Origin of the sequence: Bacillus coahuilensis m4-4 (assembly GCF_000171615.1) — a bacterium.
GTDB classification, from domain to species: Bacteria; Bacillota; Bacilli; order Bacillales; family Bacillaceae_K; genus Bacillus_T; species Bacillus_T coahuilensis.
In genome coordinates this window covers 208,957-226,305 of the sequence record NZ_ABFU01000028.3, presented here as the reverse complement: position 1 = coordinate 226,305, position 17,349 = coordinate 208,957, and the positions used below count along the sequence as shown (strand labels likewise).

The 17,349-nt window shown below is 36.9% G+C and carries 15 protein-coding genes and 6 pseudogenes; all 21 read right to left on the bottom strand.

The window, feature by feature from the left end:
- Window positions 1-59 precede the first annotated feature (59 nt).
- The 21 genes and pseudogenes from hslU to rpsP all read right to left on the bottom strand — a co-directional run bounded on the left by hslU (window position 60) and on the right by rpsP (window position 17,303).
- Window positions 60-1,460, bottom strand: coding sequence for an HslU--HslV peptidase ATPase subunit (gene hslU / locus M44_RS07420; RefSeq protein ID WP_010172457.1), 1,401 nt, complete (start codon window positions 1,458-1,460; stop codon window positions 60-62).
- 12 nt (window positions 1,461-1,472) lie between these two features.
- A complete protein-coding gene (gene hslV / locus M44_RS07415; RefSeq protein WP_010172454.1) occupies window positions 1,473-2,015 on the bottom strand; it encodes an ATP-dependent protease subunit HslV in 543 nt (180 codons plus the stop codon).
- Window positions 2,016-2,030: 15 nt separating this feature from the next.
- Window positions 2,031-2,916 (bottom strand): annotated as a pseudogene (gene xerC / locus M44_RS21290) (tyrosine recombinase XerC).
- A 60-nt stretch (window positions 2,917-2,976) separates the two neighbouring features.
- Complete coding sequence (gene trmFO / locus M44_RS07405; RefSeq protein WP_029326781.1) at window positions 2,977-4,284, bottom strand: FADH(2)-oxidizing methylenetetrahydrofolate--tRNA-(uracil(54)-C(5))-methyltransferase TrmFO; 1,308 nt, start codon at window positions 4,282-4,284, stop codon at window positions 2,977-2,979.
- Between the two features lie 217 nt (window positions 4,285-4,501).
- Window positions 4,502-6,584, bottom strand: a pseudogene (gene topA, locus M44_RS21285) (type I DNA topoisomerase).
- Window positions 6,585-6,686: 102 nt separating this feature from the next.
- Entirely contained in the window at window positions 6,687-7,655 is a 969-nt protein-coding gene (gene dprA, locus M44_RS07395; RefSeq protein ID WP_010172445.1) for a DNA-processing protein DprA, read from the bottom strand.
- A gap of 84 nt (window positions 7,656-7,739) precedes the next feature.
- Window positions 7,740-8,642, bottom strand: coding sequence for a succinate--CoA ligase subunit alpha (gene sucD / locus M44_RS07390; protein WP_010172443.1), 903 nt, complete (start codon window positions 8,640-8,642; stop codon window positions 7,740-7,742).
- Between the two features lie 17 nt (window positions 8,643-8,659).
- Window positions 8,660-9,821: pseudogene (gene sucC, locus M44_RS21280) on the bottom strand (ADP-forming succinate--CoA ligase subunit beta).
- 245 nt (window positions 9,822-10,066) lie between these two features.
- Complete coding sequence (locus M44_RS07380; protein WP_010172437.1) at window positions 10,067-10,351, bottom strand: EscU/YscU/HrcU family type III secretion system export apparatus switch protein; 285 nt, start codon at window positions 10,349-10,351, stop codon at window positions 10,067-10,069.
- Complete coding sequence (locus M44_RS07375; RefSeq protein ID WP_237705229.1) at window positions 10,352-10,966, bottom strand: hypothetical protein; 615 nt, start codon at window positions 10,964-10,966, stop codon at window positions 10,352-10,354. It lies immediately after the preceding gene.
- 23 nt (window positions 10,967-10,989) lie between these two features.
- Window positions 10,990-11,373 (bottom strand): hypothetical protein, encoded by a 384-nt coding sequence (locus M44_RS07370; RefSeq protein ID WP_010172435.1) that lies wholly within the window; start codon window positions 11,371-11,373, stop codon window positions 10,990-10,992.
- Complete coding sequence (locus M44_RS07365) at window positions 11,366-12,037, bottom strand: hypothetical protein (protein ID WP_029326779.1); 672 nt, start codon at window positions 12,035-12,037, stop codon at window positions 11,366-11,368. The genes M44_RS07370 and M44_RS07365 overlap by 8 nt, the downstream gene beginning before the upstream one ends.
- A gap of 12 nt (window positions 12,038-12,049) precedes the next feature.
- Window positions 12,050-12,811 carry a ribonuclease HII gene (locus M44_RS07360; protein WP_010172433.1) on the bottom strand — a complete coding sequence of 254 codons (762 nt, stop codon included), beginning with the start codon at window positions 12,809-12,811 and terminating at the stop codon, window positions 12,050-12,052.
- Window positions 12,812-12,920: 109 nt separating this feature from the next.
- The gene (ylqF, locus tag M44_RS07355) at window positions 12,921-13,778 is read right to left on the bottom strand and encodes a ribosome biogenesis GTPase YlqF (RefSeq protein WP_010172431.1); all 858 of its coding nucleotides are present in this window, start codon (window positions 13,776-13,778) and stop codon (window positions 12,921-12,923) included.
- A 17-nt stretch (window positions 13,779-13,795) separates the two neighbouring features.
- On the bottom strand, window positions 13,796-14,374 hold the full coding sequence (gene lepB / locus M44_RS07350; RefSeq protein WP_050770934.1) for a signal peptidase I: 579 nt from the start codon (window positions 14,372-14,374) through the stop codon (window positions 13,796-13,798).
- A gap of 146 nt (window positions 14,375-14,520) precedes the next feature.
- Window positions 14,521-14,865 carry a 50S ribosomal protein L19 gene (gene rplS, locus M44_RS07345; protein ID WP_010172426.1) on the bottom strand — a complete coding sequence of 115 codons (345 nt, stop codon included), beginning with the start codon at window positions 14,863-14,865 and terminating at the stop codon, window positions 14,521-14,523.
- A 176-nt stretch (window positions 14,866-15,041) separates the two neighbouring features.
- Window positions 15,042-15,783: pseudogene (gene trmD / locus M44_RS21275) on the bottom strand (tRNA (guanosine(37)-N1)-methyltransferase TrmD).
- Window positions 15,780-16,294: pseudogene (gene rimM, locus M44_RS21270) on the bottom strand (ribosome maturation factor RimM). Before rimM ends, trmD begins: the two co-directional pseudogenes overlap by 4 nt.
- A gap of 12 nt (window positions 16,295-16,306) precedes the next feature.
- The gene (locus M44_RS21265; RefSeq protein ID WP_010172418.1) at window positions 16,307-16,564 is read right to left on the bottom strand and encodes a YlqD family protein; all 258 of its coding nucleotides are present in this window, start codon (window positions 16,562-16,564) and stop codon (window positions 16,307-16,309) included.
- Between the two features lie 228 nt (window positions 16,565-16,792).
- Entirely contained in the window at window positions 16,793-17,023 is a 231-nt protein-coding gene (locus M44_RS07325) for a KH domain-containing protein (protein WP_010172417.1), read from the bottom strand.
- Window positions 17,024-17,031: 8 nt separating this feature from the next.
- Window positions 17,032-17,303, bottom strand: a pseudogene (gene rpsP / locus M44_RS21260) (30S ribosomal protein S16).
- Window positions 17,304-17,349 lie beyond the last annotated feature (46 nt).

The following is a 17,349-nucleotide window of genomic DNA, read 5'->3' as shown; positions in this document are numbered from 1 at the left end:
TTCTTTGTTTTAGCTAATAAATTCATAATTAATTCCTCCTAGTTCGACCACTGCTAAATTTATAGTATAAATTGACTTAAGTCTTTGTCTTTTGCTATTTTTCCTAGCTTTTCATTTACGTAAGCTGGCGTAATTTCTATTTTTTCCATCGTAATATCTGGCGCCTCAAAAGATAGATCCTCTAGAAGCTTTTCCATTATGGTGTGTAGCCTTCTTGCTCCAATGTTGTCAGTTTCCTGATTCACTTCATATGCAATTTCAGCTAATCTATGAATAGCATCGTCAGAAAATTCAATTTGTATACCTTCCGTGGATAATAAAGCCTGATATTGCTTACTTATTGCTTGATCTGGCTCAACAAGAATCCGCACAAAATCATCTATTGTTAACTTTTGTAATTCTACTCTTATCGGAAATCTTCCTTGAAGTTCAGGAATTAAGTCTGAAGGTTTAGAGATATGAAATGCACCAGCAGCAATAAACAGTATATGATCTGTTTTAACAGAGCCGTACTTTGTTACAATCGTAGAACCTTCTACAATTGGCAAAATATCACGTTGAACACCTTCTCTTGATACATCAGCATTTGAACTACTTGATTTACTCGCAACCTTATCAATTTCATCAATGAAAATGATACCTGCTTGCTCAGCTTTAAATACTGCTTCTTGAGTCACTTCATCCATATCAATTAACTTAGATGCTTCTTCATTGGTTAAAACTTTTCTTGCCTCTTTAACCGTTAACCTGCGTTTCTTTTTCTTCTTCGGCATAAAGTTACTTAACGCATCCTGAAAATTTGTGCCCATTTGCTCCATTCCCGAACCCTGTAGCATATCAAACATAGATGGCTGCTGTTCTTCCACTTCAACGGAGATGTACTCATTTTCCAACTCACCATTTTTTAGTTTTTCTGCAACAATGGATCTGTTTTCTGCTAAGTTAAAATCTTCCTTAGGCTCTTCCTTAGGTTCAGAATCAGAATTTCCAAAAATCATTTCAAAAGGATTCTTATAAGATGCCTGTGATTTTTTAGAAGGAACCAGTAGCTCAATTAAGCGTTTATTTGCGTTATCTTCTGCCCGTCCTCTTACACTTTGGATTTTTTCTTCCTTCACCATTCTTACTGAAGTTTCAACGAGGTCACGAACCATAGACTCAACATCTCGTCCTACATAACCAACTTCTGTGAATTTAGTTGCCTCAACTTTTATAAACGGTGCTCCGACAAGCTTTGCAATTCGACGAGCAATTTCTGTCTTCCCAACGCCTGTTGGACCAATCATTAAAATATTTTTAGGGTGAATTTCTTCCTTTAACGAATCTTCAAGTAAACTTCTTCTGTATCGATTCCGAAGTGCTACGGCAACTGAACGTTTTGCATCCTGCTGACCTACAATATACTGATCTAGTCTTTCGACAATTTGACGAGGAGTTAAACGAAAATCTTTATTATTCACTCTACTCACTCCTTATAACTCTTCTAGAATTATTTGATGATTGGTATATACACATATATCAGCGGCTACTTCTAAAGAAGCCTTGGCAATTTCCTTGGCTGTCATATGTTCGCCTGAATACTTCTTTAAAGCTCGACCAGCAGATAAAGCGTAGTTTCCACCTGATCCAATAGCAAGTATCCCATCATCAGGCTCAATCACTTCACCAGTTCCAGATACTAAATAGATGTGTTCCTTATTCATGACAATTAACATGGCTTCTAGCTTACGAAGGACTTGATCCGTTCGCCATTCTTTTGCAAGCTCAACAGCTGCTCGTTGTAAATTTCCATTGTACTCTTCTAAACGAGCTTCGAATTTTTCAAATAACGTAAACGCATCCGCGACAGAACCAGCAAAACCTGCTAGTACTTGATCATGAAATAGTTTTCTTACTTTCCTAGCCGTATGCTTCATCACCACAGCATTACCAAAGGTAACTTGACCATCTCCACTCATAGCGCTTTTTCCATTATGCTGTACAGCAAAAATTGTTGTAGCATGAAATTGCTCCATAGTTCCCCTCCTAATTTAGGCTCTTGGATGGTGTGACAAATACGTTTTTCGTAAGTGCTCCTTCGTCACATGCGTATATGTTTGTGTTGAAGATAAGTGAGAATGCCCTAATAGTTCCTGTACAGAACGTAAGTCCGCACCATTACTTAAAAGATGTGTCGCAAACGTATGACGCAACATATGAGGGTGAATTTTATGTGTAAGAGAGGCTCTAGATATTACATCATTTAATATGTGTCGTATCCCTCTGTCGGTCAATGGACCACCCTTTAAATTTACAAATAATTGTTGATGTTCACCCTTCACAAGAACATGCCTAGTATGATCTAAATATCGTTTAATCGCTTCGCTTGCGTATGTACCAAAAGGAACATAACGTTCCTTTCTCCCTTTTCCTGTTACTAATACTGTATGAAATGAAAAATCAATATCTTTTAAGGATAAATTTGAACATTCACTAACCCGTATTCCCGTAGCGTAAAGTAGCTCTAGTAAGGCTAAGTTACGAATATCCTTATGAGTATCACCTTTACACGCATCAAACAAACGCTCAATTTCTTCTTCATAGAAAAAATTAGGCAGCCGCTTCTCTTGTTTTGGGTGAAAGACTAAGGAGAAGGGGTTTTCATCCAATTTATCTTCCTTTGTTAAAAATTTATAAAAACTCTTTAACGAAGATACTTTTCTAGAAACCGTAGATCTGGCATACTTTTTATCATATAGATCTGTCAAGTATAGCCTAGCATCAAGATATTCAATATCAACCATATTATTAATGCCTTCTTTTTGCATAAAACGAAACAAAATCATGTAAATCTAATTGGTAGTGCTGAATGGTTAAAGGAGAGTAATTCTTTTCTATTTGCAAATATTGTAGAAAGGATTGGATTTCTTCATTCATAAAATACCCCTCTTTTAGCCCCTAAATCTTATCACACCATATTCATTGTTGCAATATTATTTACAAACTTTTCATAAAGTTCTGAATAGTTTCCAACGCTCTTGTTGCGTGCTGTTCATTACGCTCTTGTTTGTTTTTAATTTTCTTATCAAGAGCAGGAAATAATCCAAAGTTTGCGTTCATTGGTTGGAAGTTCTTAGCGTTTGTCGTTGTGATATAGTTGGCCATACTTCCAATTGCGGTTTGCTCTGGAAAAACAACAGGTTCTTCACCCAATGCTAACTTCGCTGCGTTAATACCAGCTACAAGCCCACTTGCAGCAGATTCTACGTACCCTTCTACTCCTGTCATCTGACCTGCAAACAATAAGGTAGGACGATCTTTGTGCTGATAAGTACTTTTCAGTATTTTCGGAGAGTTGATAAACGTATTTCTATGCATAACTCCATAACGGATAATTTCGGCATTTTCAAGACCTGGTATTAACTGAAGGACTTCCTTCTGTGGTCCCCATTTAAGATGTGTTTGAAATCCAACAAGGTTATATAGTGTACCTGCTGCATCATCTTGTCTTAGTTGAACTACTGCATAAGGTCTTTTTCCTGTCTTAGGGTCTTCTAAACCAACAGGTTTTAAAGGACCAAATAACATGGTTTTCTTTCCTCGTGACGCCATAACCTCAATTGGCATGCAGCCTTCAAAGAAAATTTCTTTTTCAAATTCTTTAAGTGGTACTGTTTCAGCAGCAATTAATGCTTCGTAAAACCTATTAAACTCTTCTTCCGTCATAGGGCAGTTTAAGTAAGCAGCCTCCCCTTTATCATAACGAGACTTTAAATAGACTTTATCCATATCTATGCTATCTTTTTCAATAATAGGAGCAGCTGCATCATAAAAATATAGGTACTCTTCACCTGTTACTGTACGTAATTTTTCTGACAACGCTTCACTTGTTAAAGGACCAGTAGCAATAATAGTAATCCCTTCTGGAATATCCTTTACTTCTTCTTCGTACACAGTTACGTTTGGGTGATGTTTTACCCTTTCTGTTACTTTGGCAGCAAACTCATGTCTGTCAACTGCTAGAGCCCCCCCGGCAGGAACAGCACAATCATCAGCAGAAGAAATAATAACAGAATTCAACTTTCTCATTTCTTCCTTTAATACGCCAACTGCATTGGTTAGTGTATTAGCACGTAAGCTATTGGAGCAAACTAGTTCTGCAAATTTATCCGTATGATGAGCGGGAGTTTGCTTTTTAGGACGCATTTCGTATAAGTTCACTGAAACACCCCTTGAAGCTAATTGCCATGCCGCTTCAGAGCCTGCGAGACCTGCTCCAATTACATTTACAACCGTCATATTTATTAAACCTCCTAGATGTAAAGACTATATTGTCAAATTATTTTCTTACTATTAAGATTCATATGTTACATAATGAACAAAGATTAGGATAGGATCATTTCTGACCTATCTTTTTGGGTCAAAACCGCTATTCATTCATTGTTACGAGTGAAATGAGCCAGAAGAAACTAATGATACAGCAATTTTTTTCAAAGGTAAAGAGTAAGCTTACGCTTACTCTTTACGATTGTACTTCTTCTTTATAATCACAGCTAGTACATTGTACTTGAACACCTTTTTTAAGCTTCTTTTCTACTAAAAGTTGTTCACATTTTGGACACTTTCTCTCAATTGGCTTATCCCACGAAAGGAACTCACATTCAGGAAAGCGATCACACCCGTAAAAGATTCTTTTCTTTTTACTTTTACGTTCGATAATATTTCCTTCATGACAAGTTGGACATTTCACACCAATTTCCTTAACGATCGCCTTTGTATTTCGACAGTCTGGGAAGTTACTGCACGCCATAAATTTCCCGTATCTTCCCATCTTAAATACCATAGGATGACCACATTCTTCACAATCTTCTCCGGCATACTCTGGCTTGATTTCTATTTTTTCCATTTCCTCTTCTGCCTTAGTCAGATGAGATTCAAAATCCTTATAGAAATCATCTATAATGGAAATCCATTGTTTATTTCCTTCTTCCACTTCATCTAGAGAATGTTCCATGCTTGCAGTAAACTCTGCATTAATAATATCAGGGAAGAATTCGTTCATGATTTCATGAACAATTGTACCAAGTTCAGTTGGAACAAAACGCTTATTATCAAGCGATACATAGCCTCTCTTTTGGATCGTGTCCAATGTAGGAGCATACGTGGATGGTCTTCCAATCCCTAGCTCTTCAAGAGTTTTTACTAACCTTGCCTCCGTAAATCTTGGCGGTGGTTGAGTAAAGTGTTGCTTTGGATCTAATTGATGTTCTTCAATTAGATCCCCTTCAACTAACTCTGGAAGCCAATTGTCTTTTTCTTCTTTTTCATCATCTTTGCCTTCTACGTATACTTTCATAAACCCAGGAAACTTAACTTTAGATCCCGTTGCTCTAAACATTACATCTCCGTTTACAATATCAACGCTTAACGTATCCATAATGGCTGATGACATTTGACTCGCAACAAACCGTTCCCAAATAAGCTTATACAAGCGTAACTGGTCCCTTGATAGATACTCTTTCATTGATTGAGGCGTTCTTAACACACTAGTAGGGCGAATGGCTTCATGTGCATCCTGTGCATTTCCTTGTTTCTTCTCTGTTCCACTACTTTTCTTAGCATAATCACTTCCGTACTCACTCACAATATATTCGTTGGATTCATTCTGTGCCGTTTGAGATATTCTAGTAGAGTCTGTTCTCATATAAGTTATAAGACCGACTGTACCTTCTTTCTTACCTAAATCAATCCCCTCATACAACTGTTGAGCAAGCATCATGGTCTTCTTCGCTCTGTAGTTTAACTTTCTAGCTGCTTCCTGCTGAAGAGACGATGTCGTAAATGACGGCGATGGATTTCGCTTTCGTTCTTTCTTTACTACCCTCGTTACTTTATATCCTGATCCTTCTTTTAATTTCTGTAGTAGTTCCTTTACTTCTTGTTCAGAATGTATTTCTGTTTTCTTTCCATTTAAACCGTAAAAATTGGCATGAAATGCTTCACTACCCTTTTTAAACTCTGCGCCTAATGTCCAATATTCCTCTGGTTTGAATGCGTTGATTTCATTTTCACGATCGATGATTAATCTTAATGCAACAGACTGAACTCTCCCTGCACTCAACCCTTTTTTCACTTTCTTCCATAATAACGGACTAATATTATAGCCTACTAATCTGTCAAGCACACGTCTTGCTTGTTGAGCGTCTACTAAATTCATATTAATAGCACGCGGGTGCTTAAATGATTCTTTAATCGCGTCTTTTGTGATCTCATTGAACACTACTCGACAATCTGAATGGATATCTATATCCAACGAGTGAGCTAAATGCCAAGCAATTGCTTCTCCTTCGCGATCTGGATCGGCCGCGAGAAAGATTTTTTTGGTCTTTTTTAGCAGCTGTCTTTATTTCTTTCAGAACAGGACCCTTACCACGTATGGTAATATACTTTGGTTCAAAGTTATGCTCAACATCTACACCCATTTGACTCTTGGGTAAATCTCGAACATGTCCCATTGATGCTTTTACTTTATATTTTTTCCCCAAGTATTTTTCTATGGTTTTTGCCTTAGCTGGGGATTCCACAATTACTAAATAATCTGACATTTATATCCTCCTTAGAGGTTAATGATTAACGAAGAATTCAAGTTTCAATCTTATCTATGTGTAATACCTTTGTCAATCTATACTAACCTATACTGCTCTATATTATTTAAATGTAAACGATTTACTTCTGTTGCAAAATGTATAACAGTTTTCTAATAATTGCAACCTTTTTCTAAAAAAGTAGATAATTTCTTTTTTTAAACGTATTTCTTCTATTATATCTTCGGTACTAAGAACAAGTTTTGCTCCTAGTTGGATTAGAGAATTTGTTCCGGCACTAAGCGGCGAAAATATATTCCCTGGAACAGCAAAAACTTCTCTTCCTTCTTCAAGCGCTCTTTCAGCGGTTATAAATGAACCACTTCTCTTAGATGCCTGCACGACAAGTGTGCCTCTTGTAATTCCACTTATTATGCGGTTTCTTTCAGGAAATTGCCACCTTTCAGGCTTACGAAATGGAGGATATTCACTTAAGAGAAGACCTTTCTCTCCAATTCTCTTCTGTATTTCAGAGTTCTTTAGAGGATAGCATTGTAATATACCATTACCCAACACTGCAATAGTTGACCCCTCATAATTCAAGGTTCTTTCATGAACAAACGAATCAATGCCACTTGCTAATCCACTCACAATGACAAAATCTTGTTTTATCAAATGTGGTACCCAACTATTAACCACTTCATACCCATAATCATTACCCTTTCTTGATCCTACGATGGCTAAACTTTTAGCTGTATGCAATAGATTCATGTTTCCCTTTCCATATAATACCCAAGGAGCCTTGTGACAAGACCTTAATAAAGAAGGATAGCTTGAATCGTATAGTGTGGATATTTGAATAGAATAAGCTTTATATTTTTCAAGAAACGATTCTAGGGGAAAATGATGGATGTGATCATAAATAGAACGGATGTGCTGAGGAGTAGTTTGTAATATAGACTGAAGATCTTCAGGGGAATAAGTTTTTAATTGAGATAAGTAAGGATCTGACTTAAGTAAAAGGCCGATACCTTTCCAGCTTAATTCGTTACTGTGATGAAGAAGTATTAAATTTCTTTTACTCTCTTCCATTTTTCTCTCCTTTCCAATTATTAGTGGTTGTGTGTAATAACGTTAAAAGGAAAGCAGCTCAAGATAAGAGCTGCTTTCACACACTTAATGCGTTTTACACTGGTCGTATAAATCTTTCTCTTTTAAAACAGAAATAAGCGTCTCACCCATTACCGATGGTGTTTCAGCTACTTTAATTCCGCATTCATTCATTATGCGAATCTTTTCATCAGCCGTACCTTTACCACCTGAAATAATAGCCCCAGCATGTCCCATGCGCTTACCTGGAGGTGCTGTACGTCCACCGATAAATCCGACAACAGGTTTAGTCATATTCGCTTTAACCCATTCAGCCGCTTCTTCTTCAGCCGTTCCGCCAATTTCACCAATCATAATTACTGCATACGTCTCAGGATCTTCGTTAAATGCTTGAAGAACATCGATAAAGTTTGTTCCATTAACAGGATCTCCACCAATTCCTACAGCAGTGGATTGACCAACTCCAGCTTGAGATAATTGATGAACTGCTTCATATGTCAAAGTTCCGGAACGAGAGACTACCCCAACATGCCCTTTTGTATGAATATAACCTGGCATAATACCAATTTTACACTCATCTGGTGTAATAATACCTGGACAGTTTGGTCCTACAAGGCGCGTTTTCTTTCCAGCCATATAGCGTTTAACTTTCACCATATCAAGTACAGGGATATGTTCTGTAATACAGATTACTAAATCTAATTCAGCGTCCACTGCTTCTAAAATTGCATCAGCAGCGAAAGGAGCTGGAACGTAGACAACTGAAACGGTTGCTCCAGTCTCTGTTACAGCGTCTGAAACTGTATTAAATACAGGTACACCTTCTACTTCTTGTCCTGCTTTTCCTGGAGTTACACCAGCAACAATTTGAGTCCCGTACTCAAGCATCTGTTTTGTATGAAAAAGTGCTGTGGAACCTGTAATACCTTGAACGATAACTTTTGTATCTTTGTTAATAAATACGCTCATTTCATCCCCCGCCTTTCTTAGCCTACTTGTGCTACAATTTTTTCTGCGCCGTCAGCCATTGATTCAGCTGCAATAATATTTAAACCTGATTCACTTAAAATCTTTTTACCAAGGTCAACATTTGTCCCTTCTAAACGAACAACTAATGGTACTGTTAATTCAACTTGCTTAGCTGCTTCTACAACACCACTAGCGATGATATCGCACTTCATTATTCCACCGAAAATGTTAACAAAAATGCCTTTTACATTTTCGTCTGAAAGAATAATTTTAAATGCTTCCGTTACTTTTTCAGCTGTAGCACCGCCCCCAACATCCAAGAAGTTTGCAGGGTCACCGCCGTAATGTTTAATAATATCCATCGTTGCCATTGCAAGTCCAGCACCATTTACCATACATCCGATGTTTCCAAAAAGTGAGATATAGCTTAAATCATATTTACTTGCTTCAATTTCTTTTGCATCCTCTTCGTCTAAATCACGATATTCTAGAATATCCTTGTGACGATAAAGTGCATTGCTATCAAAATTTAACTTGGCATCTAGGGCCATAACGTTTCCATCACCTGTAACAACTAATGGGTTAATCTCAGCGATAGAGCAGTCTTTTTCAACAAATACTGTATATAATCCCATCATAAATTTAACCGCTTTATTGACAAGCTCTTTTGGGATATTAATGTTAAATGCAATTCTTCTTGCTTGGAAACCTGTTAATCCTACTACAGGATCAATGTATTCTTTAAAGTATTTTTTCTGGAGTCTCTTCTGCTACTTCTTCAATTTCTGTTCCACCTTCTTCGGAAGCCATTAACACAACCTGTGAAGTAGCACGGTCTAGAACAAGACCTACATAGTATTCTTTCTTAATATCGCAGCCTTCTTCGATAAGTAAGCGCTTTACTTCTTTTCCTTCAGGACCTGTTTGATGAGTTACTAGCGTTTTCCCTAGTATCTCTTCAGAATATGTACGAACTTCATCTAAGCTCTTAGCGACTTTAACGCCTCCAGCTTTTCCTCTTCCACCAGCGTGGATTTGTGCTTTCACCACATAAACATTTGAATCTAACCCTTTTGCTGCTTCTACTGCTTCTTCTACCGTATAAGCTACTGTACCATTTGGCACGGCAACTCCATGTTTTCTTAGGAGTTCTTTCCCCTGATACTCATGGATATTCATTTTCCCATCCTCCTATCCAGTTCTTTCAAAATATAGACTGCGCTTTCATTGTAAAATATGTACACCTCCTTGTCTAGCTTTCTATCTAAAATATTATATTAATTTAAATTTTCTTACATTCTAACCTACGTTTCATCTGTATCCGCTTTCATTTTTACATAAAAATCATTTTAGTAGGAAAAAGAAATATAAAAAGAAAAAGAGACTAGCCAATGATCACTAGTCTATGATATTAATCAATATTTTTATCGTTTCTTTGAATGTTTTACTTTTTGATCTACTTTATAAACATAAGCAAACACTTCAGCTACGACTTCATAAAGCTCCGCCGGTATTGTTTCATTCATGTTTAATTGACTTAGCATTTCCACCAAATTCGGATCTTCTTGCACTTGTATTCCATTTTCTTTTGCTTTTTCAATAATTTGCTCTGCTACTAAGCCTTTTCCTTTTGCAATGAGTTTTGGTGCATCCATTGACATGTCATCGTAACGTAATGCAATAGCTGACTTTCTATTGAATTTTTCCATTTATATCGTGATGTCTACCCCTTTCTCTGAAAGAATGGATGGTTGGAGTCGTTTTGTGATCACTTGCTCAGTCATAGGATGAAATTGTAGTGATGATAATGTATATCCCTTTTCTTCTACTTTACTCTTTAATGATGTAACGTAGTTGGTCCCAATTGCTTTTAATTCTTTAGAATCATTAAATATTTTAATTGATATGATTCTATTTTGTACTTGCATATCAATCATCATTTCCTTTAACATCTCTAAATCCAAGTAAAATAATACCCGACAAAAATCTGGATTTAATGTCCCATCTTCCTTTTTCTTTCCCGTCCATTCTAATTGTAAATCAGTATTCAAACCTAGAAAATTTAAAGGAACAGAGAATTGCAAGTGATGAAAATCTCCAGGCGGTTGACTTACTAAAGTTTGAACATTTAATTTAGCCATTATTTTTTCACTAACATCTCGTAAACTAGCAGGAATCTCTTCTTGTAATAGAGATAGAATAGCAGCTTTTAAAGTAGGCTTATACTCGTCTTTCATAAGCTCCGCCTCTTCTCCTAGGCCTAATCGTGAGAGAATGGTTTTCATCTCAACATACATATTTTGAGTGTGCTGTTTAAGCATCATTCCTTCTATTTCACTTTGAACAGCTAGCAACTCTTTTTTAAAGGCTCAGGCAGTTTATTAATAGATGCTAATGATTGTTCAAATAATAGAGCTAAAGACTCAAGTCTCTCTTTAGTCATTGGAACATTTACACCATTCACAGGGACTGCAAGTACATGACTATTTACTTGCAGGTTAGGTATGGAATTTTTACTCATTTTCGAGTTCATTTGATCTTGTATTAATTCAGAATGAACAATTGTATAATTTGAAGTACCTTTAGTTATTGGATTTCCCTCTTCAGATTGTGTGAATCCTTGCTTAGCTTCGTTCACTTTTCCACTCACAACTGTTGGTAGCACTTCACTCAATAATCGACCAACATGCTGCTTATATTCATTTGAACTATTTCCTTGAAGCCTATCCATTAACGAAAAAAAAACTTAGCTGCTGTTTTTCAACCAATTTTGGCTCAAGAATTTGCTGCAAAGCCTGCCTCACCGTATCGTTAAGCGGAAGTTGAATTTTTTCTAATCCAACCTTTAATTGAGAAAGAAGTGAAGAAAAGCTTTCTTCATTTGGCTTTGTTTTTAAAAAAGAATGAACTACCCCTTCTGTTAGAGGAAGACCTCTTACTAAGATGTCATGTAGTGCTGATTTTATATGTGATGTTTCATACCCTTTTGTCCACTGTGAAACTTGCTCTATAGTGGTTTTCGTTAAAGGGGATGCGTGTTTCATTAGCTCTTCAATAATCGCTCGGTTTTCCTTCGAACCCTGAAGGGATAATTGCTGTAGCAACTGACTCGACGGTGCTGTCTTTTGGTTTCTAACGTTAGGCGGTTCAACTAATTTAAATTGTGTCCCTTGATTTAAAGATTCTACTTGAAACCAATACCCCTTGCCCGCTTCTAAAGGTACATCTACTGAGGCGAGAATACTTTGTCCAGTAAGTTGAATTAGAGCTAATTGATTCGGAAGAAACTTCACTAATTTCCCAAATATGAATTGACCTTCTGTAAGGGTTAAGGGAGCTTTGACCGGTAATGCCCCATTTTGTCTTTGTATGAACGGCATGTTAAAAAACTCCATACATTTCCCTCCTTATTGAATAAGCTCTTTTATCGGGGCAAAGGACCTTCGATGAATTGGACTTGGCCCTACTGATTTTAATCCTTCTAAATGTTCTGTTGTTCCGTAGCCCATATTTCTCTCAAAAGCGTAATGAGGATAGGTTGTTGCATACTCTTTCATTAATCTATCACGTGTAACTTTTGCAATAATGGAGGCAGCAGCAATCGATATACTTTTGCTATCTCCTTTAATAATACTTTCTTCCTCTATTCCCATTGAGAGCTTCATTGCATCTATAAGCAGATATTCAGGCGTAAGGTCCAATCCATTTATGGCTTGCTGCATGGCTAATTTTGTAGCTTCATATATATTCACTGTATCAATCACATCATGATTGATAATACTAACACTCACACTAATGGCTGTAGCATTAATATAGTCAAACATTTCTTCTTTTTTCGATTCAGTAAGCTTCTTTGAATCGTCGAGTCCTGGATAATAAAAGGATTGAGGTAAGATGACTGCTGCTGCTACTACTGGACCTGCAAGCGGACCACGCCCAACTTCATCGACACCAGCTATCCTCTTTATTCCTCCCTCCCATAATTTTTTTTCATATTGAGATTTTTGTATAAAGGAAAGATGGTCTTTTTGTTTTTGTTCATATTGTCTGTACCATTTACTTAATAGTGACTGAACACCTTTTCTTTCATCATGCTTTAATTGTTCAAAGATTGGAGCTGATGGGTCATTAATATCTAGGAGTTTTTGCTGGATTTCTTTAATGTTCATCTTTCTATTTCCTTTCGATGTTACTGATTTTATCGGAAAAACCGCAAAATTTTAAAGCTTACAGGCAAAAAAATAAAGGCTTCCCTCTCATATAAGAGAGGCTTAGCCTTTACTGATTTGTATCCTTAGGATCGTCAAAGGTTAGTCTACCTAATTTAACACTACGAACGTCTCGAATGATTAACTCCGCAGTTTTATCATAATCAACTTCTCCACCAGGTCTTATTGAACCTCTTTTCATTCCAATATGGTCAAAAAGTTGAACTAAATCACTAGGAATTTCATCTAAGCCGTACCGTTCCTTTAATACCTTAGGGTAGTTCTTTTCTAAGTAACGCAAAGCATAAACAGAGATATCTTGTAAGTTAATAATCGTATCCTTAATTGCACCTGTAACAGCCAATTTATACCCAACTTCTTGGTCTTCAAATTTAGGCCAAAGGATTCCTGGAGTGTCTAAAAGTTCTAGTTCTTTTCCTACTTTAATCCACTGCTGCGCTTTCGTTACTCCTGGTGTATTCCCAGTTTTAGCAATGTTCTTTTTAGCTAAGCGATTAATCAACGTTGACTTACCCACATTCGGAATTCCAATAATCATGGCTCTAATAGCTCTTGGATTCATTCCCTTAGCCTTCATCCGATCCCATTTAGGCTTTAAGATTTCTTTAGCCGCCTTTACAATGGCATGAAGACCATTTCCCTCTTGAGCATTAAGCGAAATGGCCTTTATACCACGTTCTTGAAAGTAGGCAATCCATGCTTTTGTTAATTCAGGATCTGCCATATCCTCTTTGTTTAATAAAACTAAACGAGGTTTTTGTTGAACAATTTGGTCCATCATCGGATTTCTAGATGAAATAGGTATTCTTGCATCAACAAGTTCAAATATTATATCAACTAACTTTAGTTTTTCAGTTACTTCCCGGCGTGCTTTCGCCATATGACCAGGGAACCATTGAATGGTCATGGCTACAACTCCTTTTTTTAATCTGCGTTTCTTATTTGTGAAATTGGCCAAAACACAAGACTTGTCTTCCCAACAATTTCATCCATAGGAACCGTTCCAATCATTCTACTGTCCTGACTCACTTGACGATTATCTCCTAATACAAATACTTGTCCTTCAGGTACAGTTGACTGACCAATAATATCTTCTAACGTAAAATCTTCCGTTAACTGGAAACCGTTCAATTCTTCTTTGTAGGGCTCTAGGTACGGCTCTTCATAAGCTTCACCATTTATATAAAGGACATCCTCCTTGTACTCTATATGATCTCCTGGAAGTCCAATCACTCGTTTAATATAGTCCTTCTCTTCAGTTGCGTGGAATACAACGATATCAAAATAGTCTGGCTCTCCAACTTGATAGGAAATCTTATTCATAATCATTCGTTCACCATTCTCAAGTGTCGGCATCATCGAACGTCCATCTACAATTATTGGAGAGAAGAAGAACACTCTAATGACTGTAGCAAGCCCCGCGGCAATCAGTAAGGCCTTCGTCCATTCCCACCATTCATTCTTTTTCTCCACACTCTCCACCCCTTCTAACTGTCTAAACATTATTTTACATGATATAACTTTCTTTGCCTAATATAACAAATCCTAATTATGTATTTGTGTCTTTTAGTCTATACAAAGTAGGCAATGAATTAAAAAAAGAATTTCTATAAAAAAAAGGACTTGAAATCAAGCCCTTTTTTCTACTATTATCGAATTTCTTTAATACGAGCTGCTTTACCACGTAGGTTACGTAGGTAATAAAGTTTCGCACGACGAACTTTACCGCGACGAATAACTTCTAGCTTCGCAATTTTAGGTGTGTGAACAGGGAATGTACGCTCAACGCCAACACCGTAAGATACCTTACGAACTGTAAACGTTTCAGAAATTCCACCACCACGACGTTTAATAACAACACCTTCATAAACCTGGATACGCTCACGGTTACCCTCTACGATGTTAACGTGAACACGTACAGTGTCTCCAGAACGGAAAGCAGGTAGATCGCTACGAAGTTGTTCTTTCGTAATTTCTTGAATTAAGTTGTTCATCTCTTTCATCTCCTTCTAACAGACGCTCATGCATATTTATTTTATACAGCGGAACATCGTTTTATGGACAAAATAGCTTTGCTACATTTGTCACAAAGAGTATAATACATTATTTTTGTTAAAAAAGCAACGTTTATTTTCTATAACTCTAAGAGAAATTTACATCTATGGGTCTTTTATTCTTTGGCTTCTTCTTCCCACTCTCGCAACCATTGTAGTTGTTTTTTTGAGAGAGGTGCACTTTCTAAGAGATCTGGTCTTCTTTCAAATGTACGACGAAGAGATTCTTTATCTCTCCATTCGTCAATCAATTTATGATTACCTGAAACAAGTACATCAGGGACTTTCATACCTTTATACTCTCTTGGTCGAGTGTAATGAGGGTGTTCCAATAGTCCAGATGAAAAAGAGTCAAGGACAGGTGAATCCTCGTTACCTAATACACCTGGTAGGAGTCTTACTACACTATCGATGACGACCATAGCACCAAGTTCTCCACCTGTTAAAACATAATCGCCGATTGATATCTCATCCGTCACTAGATGCTCTCTAATGCGTTCATCATATCCTTCATAATGTCCACAAATAAATATTAAGTGCTCTTCATCCGCTAATTCCTCAGCTTTTTTTTGAGTAAACGTTTCACCTTGAGGACACATCAGGATAACGCGAGGTTTACTCGTTGTGGAGGCCGTAACATGCTCGACAGCGTCAAATACAGGCTGTGGCGTTAACACCATTCCCGCACCTCCCCCGTACGGATAATCATCTACCGTTTGATGCTTGTTAGAGGAATGCTCTCTGAAATTAACCACATTATAGGATACAGCGCTCTTTTCTTTAGTCTTTTTTTAATATAGAGGAAGAAAACACCCCTTCGAACATTTCAGGAAAAAGGGATAATACATCTATCTTCATTCTAACAATCCTTCCATCGGTTGGATGATGACTTTTTTCTCCTGTACATTCACAGATAATACGATGTCTTCAATATAAGGGATGAGAATTTCTTTCCCACCCTTAGCTTTCACTACCCAAACATCATTCGCACCAGGAGTTAAAATTTCCTTAATCACGCCAATTTCTTGCTGGTCTGCTAATACCACTGTGCACCCGATTATTTCATGGAAATAGTATTCTCCTTCTGGCAAACTACCTAATTGATCTTCCTTCACTTTTAGGACAGAGTCTTTAAACTGCTCTACGTCTTCAATTTTTCAAACCCTTTAAACTTTAAGAGGTCAAAATTTTTGTGTTTTCTATGAGCTACCACTTCTACTTCCTTATACTCTTCATTACTATTTCCAAAAATGTATAGGGTATTGCCTTTTTTATATCGTTCTTCAGGAAAATCTGTTCGAGAAATGACTCTAACCTCTCCTTGAATTCCGTGGGTGTTGACGATCTTCCCTACATTAAACCATTTCATAACTATTCACCTCTAACGTATTTCAGTAATTATTCCATCTTTGACTACAATGGTTGTATTTGTAACATCTTCCAATATATCTCCTATAGAAACTTCTTGAATACTATCTACTTCTCTTTCTGTCAATTCTGTGCCTATTGGCAATATTTCAAGCTGCTCCAGTTGAAATTCTATCACATTTATCTTTTCTCTCCGAGAATGAATTTCTCTATCGAATCCTTCTCTAACTCTGCCTGTTGAGGTTTTACGTTCTACTTTTTTGTATTTCAAATCGAAGCTGCTCTATTTCTTTTTGGAGCGTTAGAATATGATTTTTGGTATTGATTGAGGAGTTTTTGTTTACTAGAAGGAGTTAGAATTTGCTTAACTGTTACTTTTTTTATTAATTTTCATCTTTAGCCTCTCCTTATTCAACTAATTTTATCAAGGGTGCGGCTTCTCGATGTTGACTGCTTATGTATCGTCTTTAAATATAGAAAAAGGGAGGTAAGTCCTCCCTTATCCAGTGATTTCTATCACCATTTTCTTCTGTTTTGAACTTGCTGCTGTGTTGACCAAGGCTCTTATAGCTTTCGCAGTTCGACCTTGTTTTCCTATCACTCGACCCATGTCCTCTTCATGGACTGATAGTCGATAAAGAACTTTGTCTTCATCCACTTCTTCTACCACTTGTACATGGTCTGGATGGTCCACAATTGGTTGTACAATCGCAAGGATCAATGATTTCATAACGTCAATTACTTACCGTATTTTTCGTTATGGAACTTCTCTAAAATTCCAGCTTTAGAGAATAAGTTACGTACTGTATCAGAAGGTTTCGCACCATCTTTAACCATTTTAATGCTAATTCTTCGTTGATATTAACGATTGCAGGCTCAGCAACTGGGTTGTAAGTTCCTACTGTTTCAATTTGACGTCCGTCACGAGGAGAACGAGAATCAGCTACTACAATACGATAGAAAGGAGATTTTTTTGCTCCCATACGTTTTAAACGAATTTTTACTGCCATGTTTAAAGCACCTCCGAATAGTTTCACACAAGATAGTATAATATCA